This window comes from Paenibacillus sp. 32O-W, from assembly GCF_007679495.1.
Taxonomy (GTDB): Bacteria; Bacillota; Bacilli; order Paenibacillales; family NBRC-103111; genus Paenibacillus_L; species Paenibacillus_L residui.
In genome coordinates, this window is sequence record NZ_VEGP01000008.1 from 48463 (window position 1) to 64468 (window position 16006).

Sequence of the window (16006 nt, forward strand, 5' to 3'; positions counted from 1 at the left end):
ATATCGTAAAAACAGGAGGAAGTGCGGATTTGCACGTCCCCCTGTTTATGATCACGTCAGAATTATCCGTATATTCTATTCTATACATATTTCACTTTGTTGACAAGACTAGCAGCCGCTTCCTTGATCCGCCCCTCCACGCAAGGGTGGAAGGCGGAGGGCAATCCGAAATAAACGGCGGACTCCCCGCCCTCATAGCCTCCCTCTTCGACCTGGATGGCTGTTGGAATGTAACCGATCATTCCATTGCAGTAGGCCAGAGGGAGTACTGTCCCGGAGGAAAATTGCTTAATGAATAAACCATATTCAACAACGATCTCCCCGTTCATCGTCAGGAAGGAAAGTCCGTCTGCGATCCTGACAATCTGGAGCGATAGCGGGATTGTCGGCTGATTCCGTCCGGGATGCTCCCTGAGCAGCCGGCTCCAATCGCCCCAGACTCCGCCCTCCGCCGCTTTGGCCGCCAGTTCTTCGGCATCCGGCAGCCGCCTGAACGGTAGTTCTACGATATGGGCGAAGCTCGCAAGGCTATATTGCTTAAGCGGGTTCATAGGTCTTCCGAGTACCCGGAAGACTTCATCGCTAAGCTGCCGGCCGAGCCTGCCTATATCCTCCTCGGTTCCCCTGTAGAACCTGTCTTCCTCGATCAGTGCGGGACGGATGTCCCCGCAGCAGCCCTGCAGGAAGGAGGCTATGGCGCCGTCCTCCAATTCTCTCTCGATATTTTCCATAGCGGCTCCCGGAAATTCGGAAGTCACCCGGTTATCTCCTGTTGTCGTTGAATGGCAAGTATAGTGGAACATGACGCCTTTAACCTTATTGTCCTCGGTCGTATAACGGATTACGGTTACCTCCGGATCGATAGGCCCTTGCGGATTGGGAGCCATAACTATCCTGCCGTCCACTTCTTTACGCCGATTGATCCCGATTCGGCAAGCTCCGCTGCCCTTTGCCGCCGTAACGGGCTCCAGGCCGGCATAGGCCTGCCCGATTCCAGCCAGCAACTGCTCCTCCATCCATTCCACATAGTCCGAATCCATTGGACCTAGCGCCGGAACAAAGAGCCGGGTCGTTTGCGGCCCTCCATGGGTATGACTTGCATGAAGAATGACCTCTTCGCGTTCGAGCCCCCAGCGTTCTTTCAGCTTGCGGTAAAGCGCGTCCATCCGTTCCGTACCCCACCAAATCAGATCGGCCTGGACCAGTAGGGATTGACGCTGCCGGCCTTCCCCGTCTGTCTGACGGAAAGCCCAAACTCTCAGGTATAAACGCCGCGCAATACCGTCAAAGTTCCCTTGACGGTGGGCAAAGCCGGATAGCGGAACCGGATGGGGCGGAGTGATGTCCGTCTTGGCTGTTCCCAGCAGAAGCTTCCCGGTCATATCCAGTCCTTGTCCCGGGTAATTTCTTTGCCCAGCCGGGAGGATTTGTAGATGGCTTCCACCAGCTCCACAGCTCTTAAGCCGTCCTTCCCGGGAACGGCCACCTCGCGGCCCGTCTCAAGCGCTTCAATGACATCGGTCAATTGTAATCGATGGTATAAGTTCGAAATGCTTTTCGGATCGGCTACCCCTCCGCCGGAGCCGGATTCCGTTATCTCCGACGGCTGATCCACCCCTTCTACGGTCCAATGCTTGATGGACGTTCCTTCGATTTGGATCGAGCCCCGATCGCCGTACAACGATAAGGCAGGCTGAAATCCAGGTTTGATGCTGGTGGATGCCATAATGGTGCCGAACGCCCCGTTCGCGAATTTGATGATGGCGAGACCCATGTCTTCCGCTTCCATTCGGTGCGTCTGGGTAGCTATCTGGCCGTAGACCGAGCTGACTTCACCCGCCATCCAAAGCATCAGGTCTATGGAATGAATTCCTTGGTTCATCAGCGCTCCGCCGTCCTCCGAGATCGTTCCCCGCCAATCCGCCGAATCGTAATATTCCTGAGTCCGGTAATAAGGGGCCGTAATTTGTACCAGGAGCAGTTTACCGAGTTTCCCTTCGGCCACTACCTGCTTCACCCATTGATGCTGAGGCTCGAACCGCCTCTGGGAAATGACTGACAATATTAACCCCTTGTCCTCCGCCAGCCGGACCAGTTCTTCGGCCTGTTGACTCGTCATCGCGATCGGCTTCTCCACGATCAGATGCTTGCCCGCCATCAGCACTTCCTTACCGATGGATGCATGGGTTCCGCTGCTTGTCGTCAAGCAGACTATGTCTACCCCCGGATGATCGAGGAGCTGTCTGTAATCGGTTGTCCAATCGCAGCCTTCCCGCTCCGCCACTTCCTTGGCCCGATGCTCCTTACGATCCGAAATAGCAATCAGTTCAGCTTGTTCGATCTCGCGTATGGCATTCATGTGAAAATCGGCGACACTTCCGCAGCCGATCAGTCCGAATCCCCAGCGTTTCAATCGATACCCGCCTCCTTCAAGAGCTTCTTAAGCGCTGCCAATGTCATCGCCGTGCCGTCCTTGGCCGTGCCTCCCTCGGGAACATAGTGTGTTTCGATAGTAAACAACCCGTCGTAGCCATCCCGCTGCAGAGCACGGAACTGCTCCAGGAAAGGAACCTTCCCCGATCCGATGGGAACACACTTCGATTGGCCTTCCGGAGTGATATAGGCATCCTTCAAATGAACATGCGCAAGCCCGTCCTTGACCGCATTATAGCCTTCCGGGAAAGATGGCCTGCCGCCGTATTCCTCATTCCCCGGATCCCATAGCACCTTCAAGCTGGGGGAATTAACCTTGGCCACGATGCTTCCAACCTCGCTGGCAAATCCTCCGTTACATGCCGGTTCGTTCTCCAGCAGCAGCATAATGCCTGCCTTGCCGGCAGTTTCCGCCGCTTTGCGCAGGTGGTCTACGATTTCCAGCTCGTAACGGGCAGGCTCCTCCTCCCGCCAGAAAGAGAAGATACGGATTTTATCGGTACCCAGCAGCCGGCAAATCTCGATCGCCCGATCCAGCTTGGCGAAATGGGCCTCCACTGTTTCCTCCTGCTGTCCGAAAGTGTCTCCGGATGCCACGGGCCGGGCCGGGTCCAGAGCACATTTGAAAAGGGGAGAGGCGATCGCAGATACGAACAGTCCGCGTTTCTCCACTTCCTCTTTAACTGTAGCCACTTGCTCGTCCGACAATTGGGAAACGTTCTTCCCGTCAACCATCCGGACCTCCACATGAACCAGCTTCTGCTCCGCTATCCAATCCAGAGCTTCGGTGAAATTAGCCGACACTTCGTCCGTCAATACTCCCAAACGGTTCAATACCATTGCTCTCACTCCTTATTCTCGGCGACCAGAAATCGTATCTGTGACCTATCGTATAGAGTCGCACGTTGTTCTAACCAAATAGTACCATGACCGTCAGCGCCTTGCCATATAAAGACTAAACAGACAGGCAGGACTGCATTACCTTCCGGACGCCATGGGCAATGTCCTGAATATCCTGTTCGTCACCGAGAAGCATATTCTGAACTATCCACAGCACTTCCTTCTCGCTGGCTTTCTCGCTGACCGGGCATGAGAACTCGCGCCGCTCTCCGGTCCACTTTTCAATTTCCGCCAGCACCGCTTTATTTTTGTTTAAAGGAACATAGCCGGCAGCTACCGGAATTCCTTCCGCATTAAGCTTGGCGATCACATCCTCTTTGGAGATGCGGTCGGTCAAGCCGGAAGCGATTTTGAACATATACAGATGGTGCGCATGGGTAGTGATCCTCGGGTCTCTCTTGAACACTTCCACACCTTCGATGTCCTGAAGCAGCTCCGTAAGCAGGGCGGCATTTTTCTCGCGGAGGGCAATTTGTTCATCCAATCGCGTCATCTGGCCCAGCAAAATCGCAGCCTGAAATTCGGTCATCCGCAAGTTCCAGCCGATATGCTCATGCTGATACCAGGCGCCATCGCGAACGCGCCCCACATTAGAGAGGGACCAGGCCATATCCGCAAGCTCCTCGCTATTGGTCAGAATAATACCGCCTTCGCCCGAATTGATATTTTTACTGGATTGGAAACTGAAGGTTCCCAAATCGCCGATCGCTCCTACCCCGACATTTTCCCATCGCGCTCCCACCGCCTGAGCGGCGTCCTCGATCAGCTTCAACCGATGCTTGTGCGCGATCTCCTTCAGCCGGGTCATGTTCGCCGGAGCTCCTGCAATATGAACCGCGATAATTGCTTTCGTCTTATCCGTAATCGCCTCTTCCACCTTATCGGGATCCAGCAGCAAGGTCTCCGGATCGACATCGACAAACACCGGAATTGCTCCGAACATCAATGCAGAGGAAGCGGTTGCAATAAAAGTGTACGGCGGCATGATGACCTCATCCCCCGGCTGCACCCCGGCCGCCTGCAGCGCCACAGTTATCGCTACGGTTCCGTTGACTACCGTAACCGCATGCTTGGCATCATGATAAGCCGCGAATTTCTCTTCCAGCTCGGGAAGCTTGATACGGCCGGTGCCCCCCCATTTGCCCGAGTGAAGCACCTCCAGCAGCAGCTGCTGTTCCAGCTCGCCATAAATAGGCCATTCGGCAAACGGCTTGGTTCTGACCGGAGTTCCTCCATCGATCGCTAATTTTTCCATTCCAATCCCTCTCTTCAGGAATTATAATAAGATATAGGTATGATACATGTAACTACATTAAAGCACAATAACATCCATATTTCCAGTATTTTTGTCGAAACGTTTCTAACATTTCTCCAAATGATCAACTTATCCAACCTGTATGTCATCTCATGCTATAATGAAGCCAAACCCATTTCTATAATAGAAGGAAGATCAGAGCGATGAGGAGAGAAAATGAATTTCTTTATTCGCAGTTAGCCAATATTTTACGGGAGCAGATTTGGTCGGGCTTCATTAAACCCGGACAATATCTGATGTCCGAGAACGAGCTGTGCAAATATTACGGAATGAGCCGCACTTCCGTGCGCAAATCGCTGGAGCAGCTCGCCAAGGAAGGGCTGGTTATCAAACGCGTCGGCCAGGGTACGATAGTGGCGCCCGACTTGAAAATTCCTGAGAGCAAGCAGAAGGTTCTGCGAATTTTAGCCACATCCCCTTCCCATTATATTGAGCACTGCATGCCCTATGTCCTAGAAGAATTCAAGAGACGCTACCCGAATGTGGAAGTCAAGCTGTTGAACTTCCCCACCCCCGATTTCTGGGAGTCGGTTCGTGCCAGCAGCGAGCTGGGAATGAAGCCCGATCTGTTTTTTGTCACCAACCGGCAATTGGCGGAGCTGGAAAACCCGGAGCTGGTCCTTGATCTGAGCGATGTGCTGAAGGACAGCCTGCCGTCCATTTATCCGAAGCTGATTGAAGCGTTCCGCACGGGAGACAGGCTGACGGCCGCGCCCGTCACTTTCTCAACGGTTTATTTGGCCTACAACCCGCAATTGTTCGAGCGTTACGGCGTCCCCGCACCCACCGCGAACTGGACCCGGGAAGACTTCATGCGGACAGCCCGACAACTGACGCTGGATACCGATGGAGACGGAATTGTCGATCAGTACGGCTTCTCTTTGTCTTCCTCCATAAGCCGTTGGCCGGTCATTGCCATGCAAAACGGGGTATTCTTCAACGAGGAAACCACTAAGGAAGGGCTCCTGCGGACACTCCAATTTCTGCACGATATCCTGTTCCGCAACCGTTCCGCTTCACTGTACCAGTTTTCCCGGCTGTTGAATTCCGAGGCTTTCGCCATGCAGAAAGCGGCAATGATTCTGGCCACCTCGATTGAACTGGCCGGGCTGCGCAGTCTTCCGCTCCCGTTCGAGCCGTTGGTCGCACCGCTGCCGTTCGGAGAATGCAAGTCTACGCTTCTGGTGTCCAACTCCCTGCTTATTCCGGCGGATGCCGGAGACAAGGAGCTTGCCGTCGAATTTTTGAAAACCGTTTATTCAGCCGAGCTTCAAGAGCAAGTAGGCCGCAGCACCGGATTTCTATCGGTCTTCGAGCCGGTTAATCGCAAGCTGTGGGACAAGTCCTATCTGGAATCTTTGAATATGACCGGTGACCAAATCAATCACTCATACTTTTTGCACGAGCTGTTCGCGGATTATAACCTGATTGAAGAGCTCGAAGCCGAGATGGAGATGTTCTGGGCGGGAATGGAATCCGCCTCCTCTTTCGCGGCAAGGCTGTATGAAATGATCAAAACCCGGGATCACGAGCTGTAGGGCTGCAGCAGACTAGCTCTGCCGCAGCCACCGGTCCAGAAAGCGGTAAGCCAGCAGGCGGATTTCGTCCGGGAAATCATGTCCGGAATTCCCCATTAACGAGACAAACCGCTCCTTCGCCCCCAGCCAAGTATAGAGCTGATCCAGCTCGCCCATCGCCTCCAGGATCGGCTTCCAGTGAGGGAAGATTCGGTCCTGCTGGGCACTCCAATTGAAGAACGGCACCGGGGCGGCCAATGCGGCAATTTCGTGAAATTCAAATGGCACTTGGCCCCGCTCCACCTCATCGGATATGACCGGCAGGTGGGAGAACCAGTCCCTCCGTCCCCAGCGATGCGTCTCCTCGTCCCCGGTGAACGTACTGAAGCCGCAGCTGCTGACGACCGCCTTCACCCGTCTATCGACCCCGGCGAGAAAAAAGGCATTGTAGCCTCCGAGCGAATGGCCGATAGCCCCGATGCGTTCCCCATCCACGAATTCCAATGATGTCAGTAAATCCAGGCCATATTGATGGTCCAGCATCATTTTGCCCACCGCGCTCCACTCGTTATGCCGCTCATAGAATGGCGCTGTTTGATAAGCCTGGCTTCCGGCATAGATCCGTTCCCCTGCTGTAATTGTATCGGGCGCAAGAACTACGTATCCCCGCGAAACCAGCTCCAGCCCGTAGCGTCTTCCCTCCCTGCCGCTCAAGGTCGCTACATCGTCCTTGCCTTCCGGCGCAGTGGGATGCAGGGCTAGCACGGCGGGATATCGTGCGCCGGGGCCGGGAGAAGACTGATGACCCGGAATTAGCAGATAGGCCGGCACCCGGTCGCCATCTGCCGTCCGATAGGTAAGATGCAGCCGGATATGATCCGGCTCCTTACTTTCGGACCGTATTTCATACTCTAAGCCCTCTCTGTTCGGCAGGCCTCCGACCACCTCCATCCAGCGGGTATAAATTTGGCTGCGCTTCTGCTGCCATTGTTCCGCCGTCTCGATCTGATCCAGCAAATGTGGAATGCCGGATGAATTCAATTCGGAAAGCTCGTATCCATGCTTCAAAATAAATCCCCCTTGTAAATAGGCTATGCGATCGTCTAGATGACAAGAAAAGGTGCCGTTCCGGACTTCTGTTTCCCGGATGAGAAATCTCTTTTATAGGAAAAGCCTCCAGGAGGACCTGAAGGCTTAACCCAAGTGTTGGGGATCACCGCTAATTGCTTTTTTGATAATGAAGGGCGACCTTGCGGATCCCCGCAATGATGTCCTCCACATCCTGATCGGTATAGAATTCATCCACGCTCAACCGGACGGCGGTATCCAGAATCTGTTCCGCTGTCGGGCACAGCCCCTTTTCATACGTTATTCCGGTTAAGTCAAACGGATAATGGCTTCCCGGATAGGCATGCCGTTCCTGGAACAAGCTCTGCAGGTACACAACCGTTTTAATATAGCCCGGTGTATTGGGAATTCCTTCGGCTTTCAGAGCCTCACAGAACTCTTCACGAGTACAGGTCAGTTCCTCTTCCTTAATTCGAAGCATATAGAACCAGTAACTGGATTCTCCGCCTTCAGTTATACGATGCGGGGAAATTCCCGGGAGACCTTGAATTCCGGCCGTAATCCGGTCGCCATACTCCTTGCGCCTGTTACAAATCCACTCCAGCTTCTTAAGCTGGGCAATTCCAACAGCACCCTGAAGCTCGGTCATCCGGTAGTTAGGGGCCAGATAAGCGAGGTCCCGGTTAAACAGATTTCCGAAACGATTATAATTTTTATCCGCAAAAGCATGAGTGACGTAATAATCCTCTTCCTCTCCCGAGTTGACCGTCACGATTCCTCCGTCCCCGGTGGAAATATGCTTGAAATCATTCGTGCTGAAGCAGCCGTAATCCCCGATGGTTCCGGCCAGCCGTCCTTTATAACGGCACATATAGCTCTGTGCGCAATCCTCAATCACCTTGATTCCATGCTTGCGGGCAACAGCCATGATCGGATCCATATCACAAGGGTTACCGGCAAGATGAACGACGACAATCGCCTTGGTGCGCTCCGTAATCCGCGCTTCGATCGACTCCGGAGTCATGTTATAGGTATGCGGGTCCAGGTCGGCAAATACCGGAATCGCGTTCTGATACAAAATGCCGATTAGCGTTCCCTGGTCGGTAATCGGGCTGGTAATCACCTCATCGCCAACCGTTACGCCAGCCGCTCCCAGAGCCACATGAATGGCTGCCGTTCCGGAGGATGCGGCTACGCTGTATTTGACCCCATACAATTCATTAAAATCATGGAGAAATTGCTTCACTTTATTGCCGAAATGGTAAAAAAGCGTATTCTGCTCCATAGCCTCAATCAGTTCCTTGACTTCCTCCAAGCCGAACCTCTTACCCGTTCCGAAGGGAGTCGTCTTTACGGGAGTTCCGCCCAATACCGCAAGTTTGTCACGTGTAGCCACTTTATCGCTCATTTTGTCATTCTCCTTTACAAGGTTCAATCAGTTTCCCCTTACCGGGATGCACAGGTTCGGGACAGAACCTGCTTCATGCAGGGAACCCCAAACTTGCTCTCGATCACGGCGCCGGTCTCCGCCTCACCCGTCACGGGAATCCAGACAACCAGCCGGTCCAAGGCTTCACCGTCCGCTATAACTTCGCCCCGGTCGTTCACTCCGCGGATAGACACCTTTCTCCTTGCCCGCTCCCAATCGTTAATTTCCTTACAGGTCCAGAAGACAAATCCCCTGCTCTTGGCTTCGCGAACCACCTTGCGCACGGCATCGGTCACTTTGGGCTGCTGCATAATATGAATTTGGTGGAACAGGAAATGGGCCACTCCCTGAACCTTCTTTGTCTGCTCCAGGAACGGAACCACTACGCTGGAATCCGCCAACGTTAGATGATCAAGGTCTTGAGTCAGAAACCCGATCTCCAATACATCGTACAGCCGGTTTCGTTCGTCTGCCCACGAAATAGGGAAGTACGGGTGGCAGGTTCCGAACAAAAAGCCGATGTTCCCCTTTTTGCTCGGTCCTCTCGTCTGTTCAGCGGCAATCCCGTTCTTCTCGCAGAAGCGGAACAGCTCACCCCAGCCCTCGAAGCGGGTGTAATGGTTTTTGTTGGATGTAATTTCGGATAGCCCCGCAGCCGATTTGAGCCAGGCCAGCTGGCGGTCAAATTCCTCTTCACCCCAATGCCCCCCTTGAATATCGAGAGCATTGTAATGGAAGGCAAGCTCATGTCCGGCCTCTTTAACCCGATCATAAATAGAGCTGCTGTAACCGGGCTCCAGCATACACCAGGTTGAACGGATGCCGCACTCCTCCAGCACTTCCAGTGTTGCTTCCGCATGTTCATCCTGATTAATGTCACTGTCATGAGAAATCATGGCGACGTGGGAGATGCCATCCGGCCAATACCCCAGAAAGGGCAGTGTCAGCCCCATCTCGACGCTCCTTCTCAATAAATGGCCAATCAGCACTTCTCTCCAAAGATCGGCATAGGGATGGGCGAAATAAGGGGCCCCGGTTTCCGTTGTGAGACGATCATACTCCCAATCCATTTCGCACTTGTCGTCAGCTTTTAAAATTCCTTCATCCACATTGCCGGTTCCGTCCTCCGCCGGAATTCCATCCTCGAATACCGGACCGGACCCTTGCTGCAGCGCTACGATTGTATAGGGAATATTGACCGACCACCGATCTATAAAGCCTGAGCCCGCTTTAAACCTGAGAAGCGCCGGAGCGGTTTCTGGCCCATCGGGCCTTTCGGCATGCAGACTTCCCCAGGCTTCCCCTTCCGCCTCGTTCGTAAGAATCCAGGGCCTGGAATAGAGATAGCGAAGCGGCCGCAGGTCTTCCCCTTCACCAGGCAGACGTGCGTATCCGGGAGACCACTCCCGGCGTTCCTTACATCCGAGCTTACCCGTCAAACGGTTAAGGCCGGCGTAAGATATGACGCCTCCTCCATCCTCCGCAAACCGAAGCAGCGTCGCCGCCTTCTTCTCCTCTTCTTCACATAAAGCGACAAGAAGAATATCCACATCGGCCCGGTCAATCGTCGCCGGATCATCCAGCCATTGATAGGGAATTCCGGCATGGGACAGCACTTCTCCCAAATAGGCTTCAAACACGTTCTGTCCGAATGCCCAACGTCTCTCTGCGGCCTGCTTATCCAGCAGGATACCTACTCTTGCCATTTTCATATGAGCAGCTCTCCTTCTTCCCCGGATTCAAATTAATTTATAACAGAACGGTTTTGCCTGTTTCGCGGCTTTCATTCGCTGCTTCAATAAACCGGATGATCTGCTCGGTTTCCTCCGGATCAATATCCGGCACTCCCGAGGCAAACATCTTCATCACTCGCTCCAGCATGCTGGCATAGTAAGGTTTCGGGTGGGCATAAACATCGACAAACTGTGTATCCTGCTCCCGATGTATCAGTGCGCCGAAACGGTTGTTGCCTTTACGATTCCCGCGAAGAGTGGCGATTCTGCCATCCTTCCACACCCCTACTACAAGATCATGATCTTCATTCTTGGTTGCCGTTACCGATAGACAGCCTTTGCCAAGCGTTCTAAACAGCATCTCGACCGTATGTATGCCATACCAGAACAATCCGGGCTGAGTCGGCTGAATGGCCATGGGACCATAGACATCCATACCGATAATCGCCCCTTTATCCTCAGCTGCCAGCACTTCGCTAAGCCCTTCGGCATATCGCAGCGCAGAACAGCTCATTAACGGAATATTATGCTGTCGGGCCAATTTGAACATTTCGGCGGCATCCTGGGAAGACAAAGTGAACGGCTTATCAATGAAAACCGGTTTTCCATAAGGCGCTATTCTGGCGAATTGTTCCCTGTGAACCCGGCCATCCACCGATTCCAGCAAAATCGCATCGCTTAATTCAGCCACCTCTTCCGGTGAATTCACAATCTGCACACCGTATTGATTACGCAAAGTTTCAGTATATCCCTCTACGCGGCTTATACTGAGCTCGAAATCTTCCGATCCGCCCGGGTAGGCTACGACTACTTTAGCTCCAGGCACATGATAGGCATGATTCGCATCATTTAACAATTCTGCAAAAGCCGGCACATGGGAAGTATCCAAGCCGATCATTCCTATTTTCATAATGTTGTTGTCCATCCCTCTCATCTCCCGTTTTAATCATTTTTCTGAAATCGGATACATTCGGACACGGGGCCGTTTTTCAGGAGTCCCTGAAGGGGCAGCCCTGAATCGTTCGAAGGATTCTCATCCTCGCAGCAAGCATCCATACATCCTGTATATAACCTGTATTCGAGTTAACCATAACCCTAACCGCGCTCTATGTCAATACAAAAAAATCGTCTATAAATCCATCGGGGGGACTGGCTGCAAAACCGGCTTCTTCGGTTCCCGGCAACGCTGCAGAATGTACCGGCGGAGCCCGGCGCCACGGATTGCTTGAAGCGGCCTGAACCTACAAAACCGTGAAAGCTATCGAAAAAAAGCGAGGAAGAGTATAACTTTCTACTCACATTCGCTCTTCTCTTTCATCATTGCCCATTGGAGCAAATGATGGGCAAGGGAAATCCACATATCGCATCCGGAAAGGTAAGGACGTCCAAAGACGAGCAAGAGTGCATTAAAATCCGACCTTTTTTCCAAAAAAGAGCGAAAGACGCTCAAATGTGCAGGTCTTTTTCACAAAATGGGGCCATTTCGCAAAATTCGCTCCAAAGACCTGCATTATCGCTTTAGAATAAGGCACCGCGCGGCTTTTTCCCAAAAAGACCTGCAGTTTTGTTTGTCTTTTACATATTCCGGCGGACGACCGGGCTGTCCCGAAAGAGTTCGCATAAAACAAGAGTCTCCGGTACTGTGCGGTGCTGAAAAATCGCAAGCCGGATATAGAGACAGCCCTCTGAGTAAAAGAGGCAGTATCAGCTAAAACGTTCGGTTTTAAATACGGAGCGGAATAAGCATGCAAAACTTATACTTTCTTATTTTCAAGGAAAAGACGGCCCCGGCTTGGGACCGTCTTACAGGCCTTCCTTCTATTTCAGACAGGATCGAAGGATAATGACCAGCAAAATATAGAGTACAAGGATAGATCCTATAGAAGTGAATGCCCCGGCTACCGGAGACGGGCAGCAATGGGAAGGACCACTCGGATAGCCGTAGAAGGGAGCTACACTCGGCTTCATGTTCGGATACACATTAGCAGCGTGAATATTGGCTAATCCGTGCATGCCATAGGCAGGCATCAGATTCGCATTGGCATTAATGTTCGGACCGATACTCGACATGGAATCAACTCCTCACTAGACTAATGAACACACTGTATACTATGTAGGTGGTGAGGAGCGGATTGGATGCCTGCCTAACGCCGCGGCAAAAAGGTGTCCGCCTATCCATGAGACCTGCTGCAATGAATAGGCCCCTTGTGGTTAGCCGGCCTCCGGGTTAGTCCCAGGAATCGGTCAGCCTTCTTAAATATTGCTTTAAATGCGGAGCCAGATCCTCCCTCTGCAGAGCGAGCTCGATGGTCGCCTCAATGTAGCCGAGTTTATCCCCAACATCATAACGTCTGCCTTGCTGCAGGAAGGCCAGCATCGGCTTCGATCGGTTCATGATCTGGAGAGCGTCGGTCAATTGGATCTCCCCGCCTCGGCCGGGCTTGCAAGTCTCCAGGATGGAGAATACTTCCGGCTCTATGACATAACGGCCGATCACCGCCAAATTGGACGGAGCCTGATCGCGGTCCGGCTTCTCGACCAGGTCGCGGATGGTGGCCACGGTAGCGCTTCTGGAGGAAGGCGAAATAATCCCGTACCGGTCAACCTCGTTCCAGGGCACCTCCTGAACGGCTATGACCGATGTCTTCGCTTCCTCATACAAATCAATCATCTGCCGGATGCATGGCGGCTGGGAATCGATCACATCGTCACCCAGAAGAAGGGCGAACGGCTCATCTCCAATAAATCTTCTGGCGCACAGCACCGCATGACCGAGTCCAAGAGGCTGTTTCTGCCGGATATAATGGACGTCCACCAAATTGGACACCTGCTGAACCACTGCAAGGAGCTCGTCATTCCCCTTCTCCTCCAGCAGCATTTCCAATTCAACCGATTTGTCGAAATGATCCTCGATCGCCCGCTTATTCCTTCCGGTGACGATGATGACATCTTCTATGCCCGATTCAATCGCTTCTTCCACTATGTATTGAATGGCCGGCTTATCAACAATCGGAAGCATTTCCTTCGGCTGGGCTTTGGTAGCGGGAAGGAATCTCGTGCCCAAGCCGGCCGCCGGTATAATCGCTTTACGTATAGTCATACTAATCCCCTCTTCGCTTTTGTAATCGTTCCAGTACAGACCTGTCGACCTTGCGGTTTCCGATCGGCCCGTGAAAAACCTCGCCGCGGCGCTCCCCGTGATAGTCGGACCCGGCGGTTACGACCAAGCCATAACGGGCAGCCAGCCGCTCGTATTTGTTCTCCTCTTCCCGCGAATGGTCGGAATGGAAGGCTTCTATTCCATCGAGCCCATATGGAATGATCTCCTCAACCAGTTCGTCATCGTGATAAATACCGGGATGGGCCAGTACGGCGGTCCCCCCGGCTTCGTGTATCCAGCCGATGGCCTCCTTCGGATGAATGCGCGGAGGATTGACGTAAGCAGCGCCCCCGCTGCCCAAATATTTATCAAACGCCTCTTCCATCGTTCCGACGTAGCCTTTACGGATTAATAATTCCGCAATGTGGGGACGCCCGACCGTTTGATCTTCACCGGACGCTTTACTCGCGAGGTCTGCCAATTCCCGCATCGAAATCTCCATTCCCAACTCCCGCAGCTTCGCAAGCATCAACTCATTCCGCTTCTCTCTGACCTGGCGCAATTGCTGCAATCGATCCAGAAATACAGGGCAATGAGTATCGATATAATAACCCAATACATGGATATCCCGGCCTTTGGCTACGGTACTGATTTCCACCCCGGGCACGACGATTACCCCCAGCCGCTTGCCCTCCTCCATAGCTTCCGCAATTCCTGCCACCGTGTCGTGATCCGTTACGGCTAATCCGGCCAAGCCCGCCTCCCGGGCCAGCCGAACGTTCTCCGCAGGGGACCGGGTGCCGTCCGAAGCGCTGGTATGCGTATGTAAATCCAAATAATGTCCGTTCATTGTATCATCCTTTCCAACATGCGGCCGAGCTACAAATACTGGCTCAAATCCCGTTCTCGAATGAAAGACAGGAAGGTGAGAGCCGAGATGGGCAGCAGGGCCGATTTCAAATAGACCGAGTAGAAGCTGCGGTGAAAAGTCATTCCTTCAATCCGTTTCACTATTAGAAGCCCCAGCGCCACTTCGTGCTTGACGGATGAAGGAGACAGGATGGACAATCCGAGATTAGCCTCTACGGCCGACTTGACCGCCCCGGTGCTCCCCAGCTCCATCCCGATGCGGATGGATTCCGACTGGACTCCTTGACGCTTGAACGCTTCCTCCATGACCTGACGGGTTCCCGATCCCTGCTCCCGCAATACAAACGGGTAGGATAAGGCATCTTTCAGCGTGATTGTCTGCTGATCGGCAAGAGGATGGCCCGCAGGCAGTATAAGCAGCAGTTCGTCATTCAGCACCTTTTCCGTGTGAACATCCGGATGCTTGACAGGCGCTTCGACCAATCCGAAATTGAGCTGATGGCTCAATATTTCTTCCACGATTTGCTGTGTATTCATGACTTTCATACGGACGGAAATGTTGGGATACTCCTGACCGAACGGCCCAAGCAATCTGGGCAAAATATATTCACCGACGGTCAGGCTGGCTCCAAGCTGCAGCCTTCCTTCCAAAGTATGAGCGAATTTGGCCATCGAGCTTTCCGTTTCCTTCATCAGCTCCATACTCCGTCTGGCAAATGGAAGCAAAGCTTTGCCCGCTTCGGTCAGCTCCATTTTTTTCGTTGTCCGATTGAACATCTTCGTTCCATAATAGTCTTCCAAGGATTGAATCTGCATAGTCACCGCGGGTTGAGTCATCCTTAGCGCCTGTGCGGCACCCGAGAAGCTCCCCTTTTCGGCGACCATATAGAAGATATGAAGCTGGTGAAAGTTAGGTGCCATGTTCTTCCACCTTTCTTATATTATATCAAACAGCCGGGAGAAAGCGATTATACCCATGAAGAGCCTCTAATTAACCATATTTAAAAAAACATCCAATGATGACTTTTCGGAGATGTTGTCGAGTAGTCCTTCCTTAAAGGTTGCTTTATGTGCGATTTAACAGAGCTTTGCCTTCGAAGCCGTTTTAATGGTCCCCAAAATCAAAAAACGCCCTCGAATCACTGTCAAAGCGATTCGGGGGCAATCGTTTACAAAATAGTTCTGCGGTTCATTTGCGCTTGCGGCTGTTCTTGATCAATGTCATTCTTCTTGAATGACGCAGCCAGGAATAATAGGACTTAAGATCTCTAAGCTCAATCGTCTCGGACATTCTTCCTAGGAAGGTAACCACAATCATTTTGTAAAGGGAATTCCCTGCAATATCCGTTTCATTCTCCAGGACGGCAAATTCAACAACCATGACCAGATCATCATCGATAAGAAAAACGTCCTGCTCATTCCGGTAATAGGGTTGGATCTGGCCTTGCTTTAATTTACTCCACAGAAATTCACATATGTCTTCAAAACCGGTTTTCCGGCTCTCGACCCGCGAGCTCCATCGGGTTCGGGCATGATGAGTAATGACAATATCGGCAATCTTCTTGTCTGACAGCACTACATAATATGGTTCATAAGTGCTCCAACGTTCCATTATCTTGTCTCTCATTTCCCGACTCCCTC

General features: G+C 52.5%; 14 protein-coding genes. 1 reads left to right on the plus strand and 13 read right to left on the minus strand.

The window, feature by feature from the left end; translation table 11 throughout:
- Positions 1-80 precede the first annotated feature (80 nt).
- From FS806_RS05180 to FS806_RS05195, 4 genes are all read right to left on the minus strand, one after another.
- Positions 81-1382, minus strand: a complete 1302-nt coding sequence (locus FS806_RS05180) for a neutral/alkaline non-lysosomal ceramidase N-terminal domain-containing protein (protein WP_144933558.1) — start codon at positions 1380-1382, stop codon at positions 81-83.
- Complete coding sequence (locus tag FS806_RS05185; RefSeq protein WP_144933559.1) at positions 1379-2413, minus strand: Gfo/Idh/MocA family protein; 1035 nt, start codon at positions 2411-2413, stop codon at positions 1379-1381. The genes FS806_RS05180 and FS806_RS05185 overlap by 4 nt, the downstream gene beginning before the upstream one ends.
- Positions 2410-3273 (minus strand): sugar phosphate isomerase/epimerase family protein, encoded by an 864-nt coding sequence (locus FS806_RS05190; protein ID WP_144933560.1) that lies wholly within the window; start codon positions 3271-3273, stop codon positions 2410-2412. The genes FS806_RS05185 and FS806_RS05190 overlap by 4 nt, the downstream gene beginning before the upstream one ends.
- 115 nt (positions 3274-3388) lie before the next feature.
- Positions 3389-4588 (minus strand): DegT/DnrJ/EryC1/StrS family aminotransferase, encoded by a 1200-nt coding sequence (locus FS806_RS05195; protein WP_144933561.1) that lies wholly within the window; start codon positions 4586-4588, stop codon positions 3389-3391.
- Between the two features lie 203 nt (positions 4589-4791).
- On the opposite strand from FS806_RS05195, the gene FS806_RS05200 reads away from it, so the two are divergent.
- Positions 4792-6186 carry an extracellular solute-binding protein gene (locus FS806_RS05200; protein WP_144933562.1) on the plus strand — a complete coding sequence of 465 codons (1395 nt, stop codon included), beginning with the start codon at positions 4792-4794 and terminating at the stop codon, positions 6184-6186.
- A 12-nt stretch (positions 6187-6198) separates the two neighbouring features.
- On the opposite strand, the gene FS806_RS05205 is transcribed toward FS806_RS05200, so the two are convergent.
- From FS806_RS05205 to FS806_RS05245, 9 genes are all read right to left on the minus strand, one after another.
- Positions 6199-7233 carry an alpha/beta hydrolase family protein gene (locus tag FS806_RS05205; RefSeq protein WP_225312629.1) on the minus strand — a complete coding sequence of 345 codons (1035 nt, stop codon included), beginning with the start codon at positions 7231-7233 and terminating at the stop codon, positions 6199-6201.
- A gap of 151 nt (positions 7234-7384) precedes the next feature.
- Positions 7385-8641 carry a DegT/DnrJ/EryC1/StrS family aminotransferase gene (locus FS806_RS05210; protein ID WP_144933563.1) on the minus strand — a complete coding sequence of 419 codons (1257 nt, stop codon included), beginning with the start codon at positions 8639-8641 and terminating at the stop codon, positions 7385-7387.
- 38 nt (positions 8642-8679) lie between these two features.
- On the minus strand, positions 8680-10374 hold the full coding sequence (locus tag FS806_RS05215) for a polysaccharide deacetylase family protein (protein ID WP_144933564.1): 1695 nt from the start codon (positions 10372-10374) through the stop codon (positions 8680-8682).
- A 37-nt stretch (positions 10375-10411) separates the two neighbouring features.
- Positions 10412-11320 (minus strand): Gfo/Idh/MocA family protein, encoded by a 909-nt coding sequence (locus tag FS806_RS05220; RefSeq protein WP_144933565.1) that lies wholly within the window; start codon positions 11318-11320, stop codon positions 10412-10414.
- An 893-nt stretch (positions 11321-12213) separates the two neighbouring features.
- Complete coding sequence (locus FS806_RS05225; RefSeq protein WP_144933566.1) at positions 12214-12465, minus strand: hypothetical protein; 252 nt, start codon at positions 12463-12465, stop codon at positions 12214-12216.
- Positions 12466-12622: 157 nt separating this feature from the next.
- Positions 12623-13495 (minus strand): UTP--glucose-1-phosphate uridylyltransferase GalU, encoded by an 873-nt coding sequence (gene galU, locus FS806_RS05230; RefSeq protein ID WP_144933567.1) that lies wholly within the window; start codon positions 13493-13495, stop codon positions 12623-12625.
- A 1-nt stretch (position 13496) separates the two neighbouring features.
- On the minus strand, positions 13497-14345 hold the full coding sequence (locus FS806_RS05235; RefSeq protein WP_144933568.1) for a PHP domain-containing protein: 849 nt from the start codon (positions 14343-14345) through the stop codon (positions 13497-13499).
- Positions 14346-14374: 29 nt separating this feature from the next.
- A complete protein-coding gene (locus tag FS806_RS05240; RefSeq protein WP_144933569.1) occupies positions 14375-15286 on the minus strand; it encodes a selenium metabolism-associated LysR family transcriptional regulator in 912 nt (303 codons plus the stop codon).
- A 268-nt stretch (positions 15287-15554) separates the two neighbouring features.
- Positions 15555-15992 carry a hypothetical protein gene (locus FS806_RS05245; protein WP_144933570.1) on the minus strand — a complete coding sequence of 146 codons (438 nt, stop codon included), beginning with the start codon at positions 15990-15992 and terminating at the stop codon, positions 15555-15557.
- Positions 15993-16006: the final 14 nt, after the last annotated feature.

Excerpts from the sequence above, each read along its gene's own strand:
- FS806_RS05220 (WP_144933565.1), bottom strand. The coding sequence starts at position 11,320 with ATGGACAACAACATTATGAAAATAGGAATGATCGGCTTGGATACTTCC.
- FS806_RS05195 (WP_144933561.1), bottom strand. The coding sequence starts at position 4,588 with ATGGAAAAATTAGCGATCGATGGAGGAACTCCGGTCAGAACCAAGCCG.
- FS806_RS05240 (WP_144933569.1), bottom strand. The coding sequence starts at position 15,286 with ATGGCACCTAACTTTCACCAGCTTCATATCTTCTATATGGTCGCCGAA.
- galU (WP_144933567.1), bottom strand. The coding sequence starts at position 13,495 with ATGACTATACGTAAAGCGATTATACCGGCGGCCGGCTTGGGCACGAGA.
- FS806_RS05180 (WP_144933558.1), bottom strand. The coding sequence starts at position 1,382 with ATGACCGGGAAGCTTCTGCTGGGAACAGCCAAGACGGACATCACTCCG.
- FS806_RS05200 (WP_144933562.1), top strand. The coding sequence starts at position 4,792 with ATGAGGAGAGAAAATGAATTTCTTTATTCGCAGTTAGCCAATATTTTA.
- FS806_RS05210 (WP_144933563.1), bottom strand. The coding sequence starts at position 8,641 with ATGAGCGATAAAGTGGCTACACGTGACAAACTTGCGGTATTGGGCGGA.
- FS806_RS05190 (WP_144933560.1), bottom strand. The coding sequence starts at position 3,273 with ATGGTATTGAACCGTTTGGGAGTATTGACGGACGAAGTGTCGGCTAAT.
- FS806_RS05235 (WP_144933568.1), bottom strand. The coding sequence starts at position 14,345 with ATGAACGGACATTATTTGGATTTACATACGCATACCAGCGCTTCGGAC.
- FS806_RS05245 (WP_144933570.1), bottom strand. The coding sequence starts at position 15,992 with ATGAGAGACAAGATAATGGAACGTTGGAGCACTTATGAACCATATTAT.
- FS806_RS05225 (WP_144933566.1), bottom strand. The coding sequence starts at position 12,465 with ATGTCGAGTATCGGTCCGAACATTAATGCCAATGCGAATCTGATGCCT.
- FS806_RS05215 (WP_144933564.1), bottom strand. The coding sequence starts at position 10,374 with ATGAAAATGGCAAGAGTAGGTATCCTGCTGGATAAGCAGGCCGCAGAG.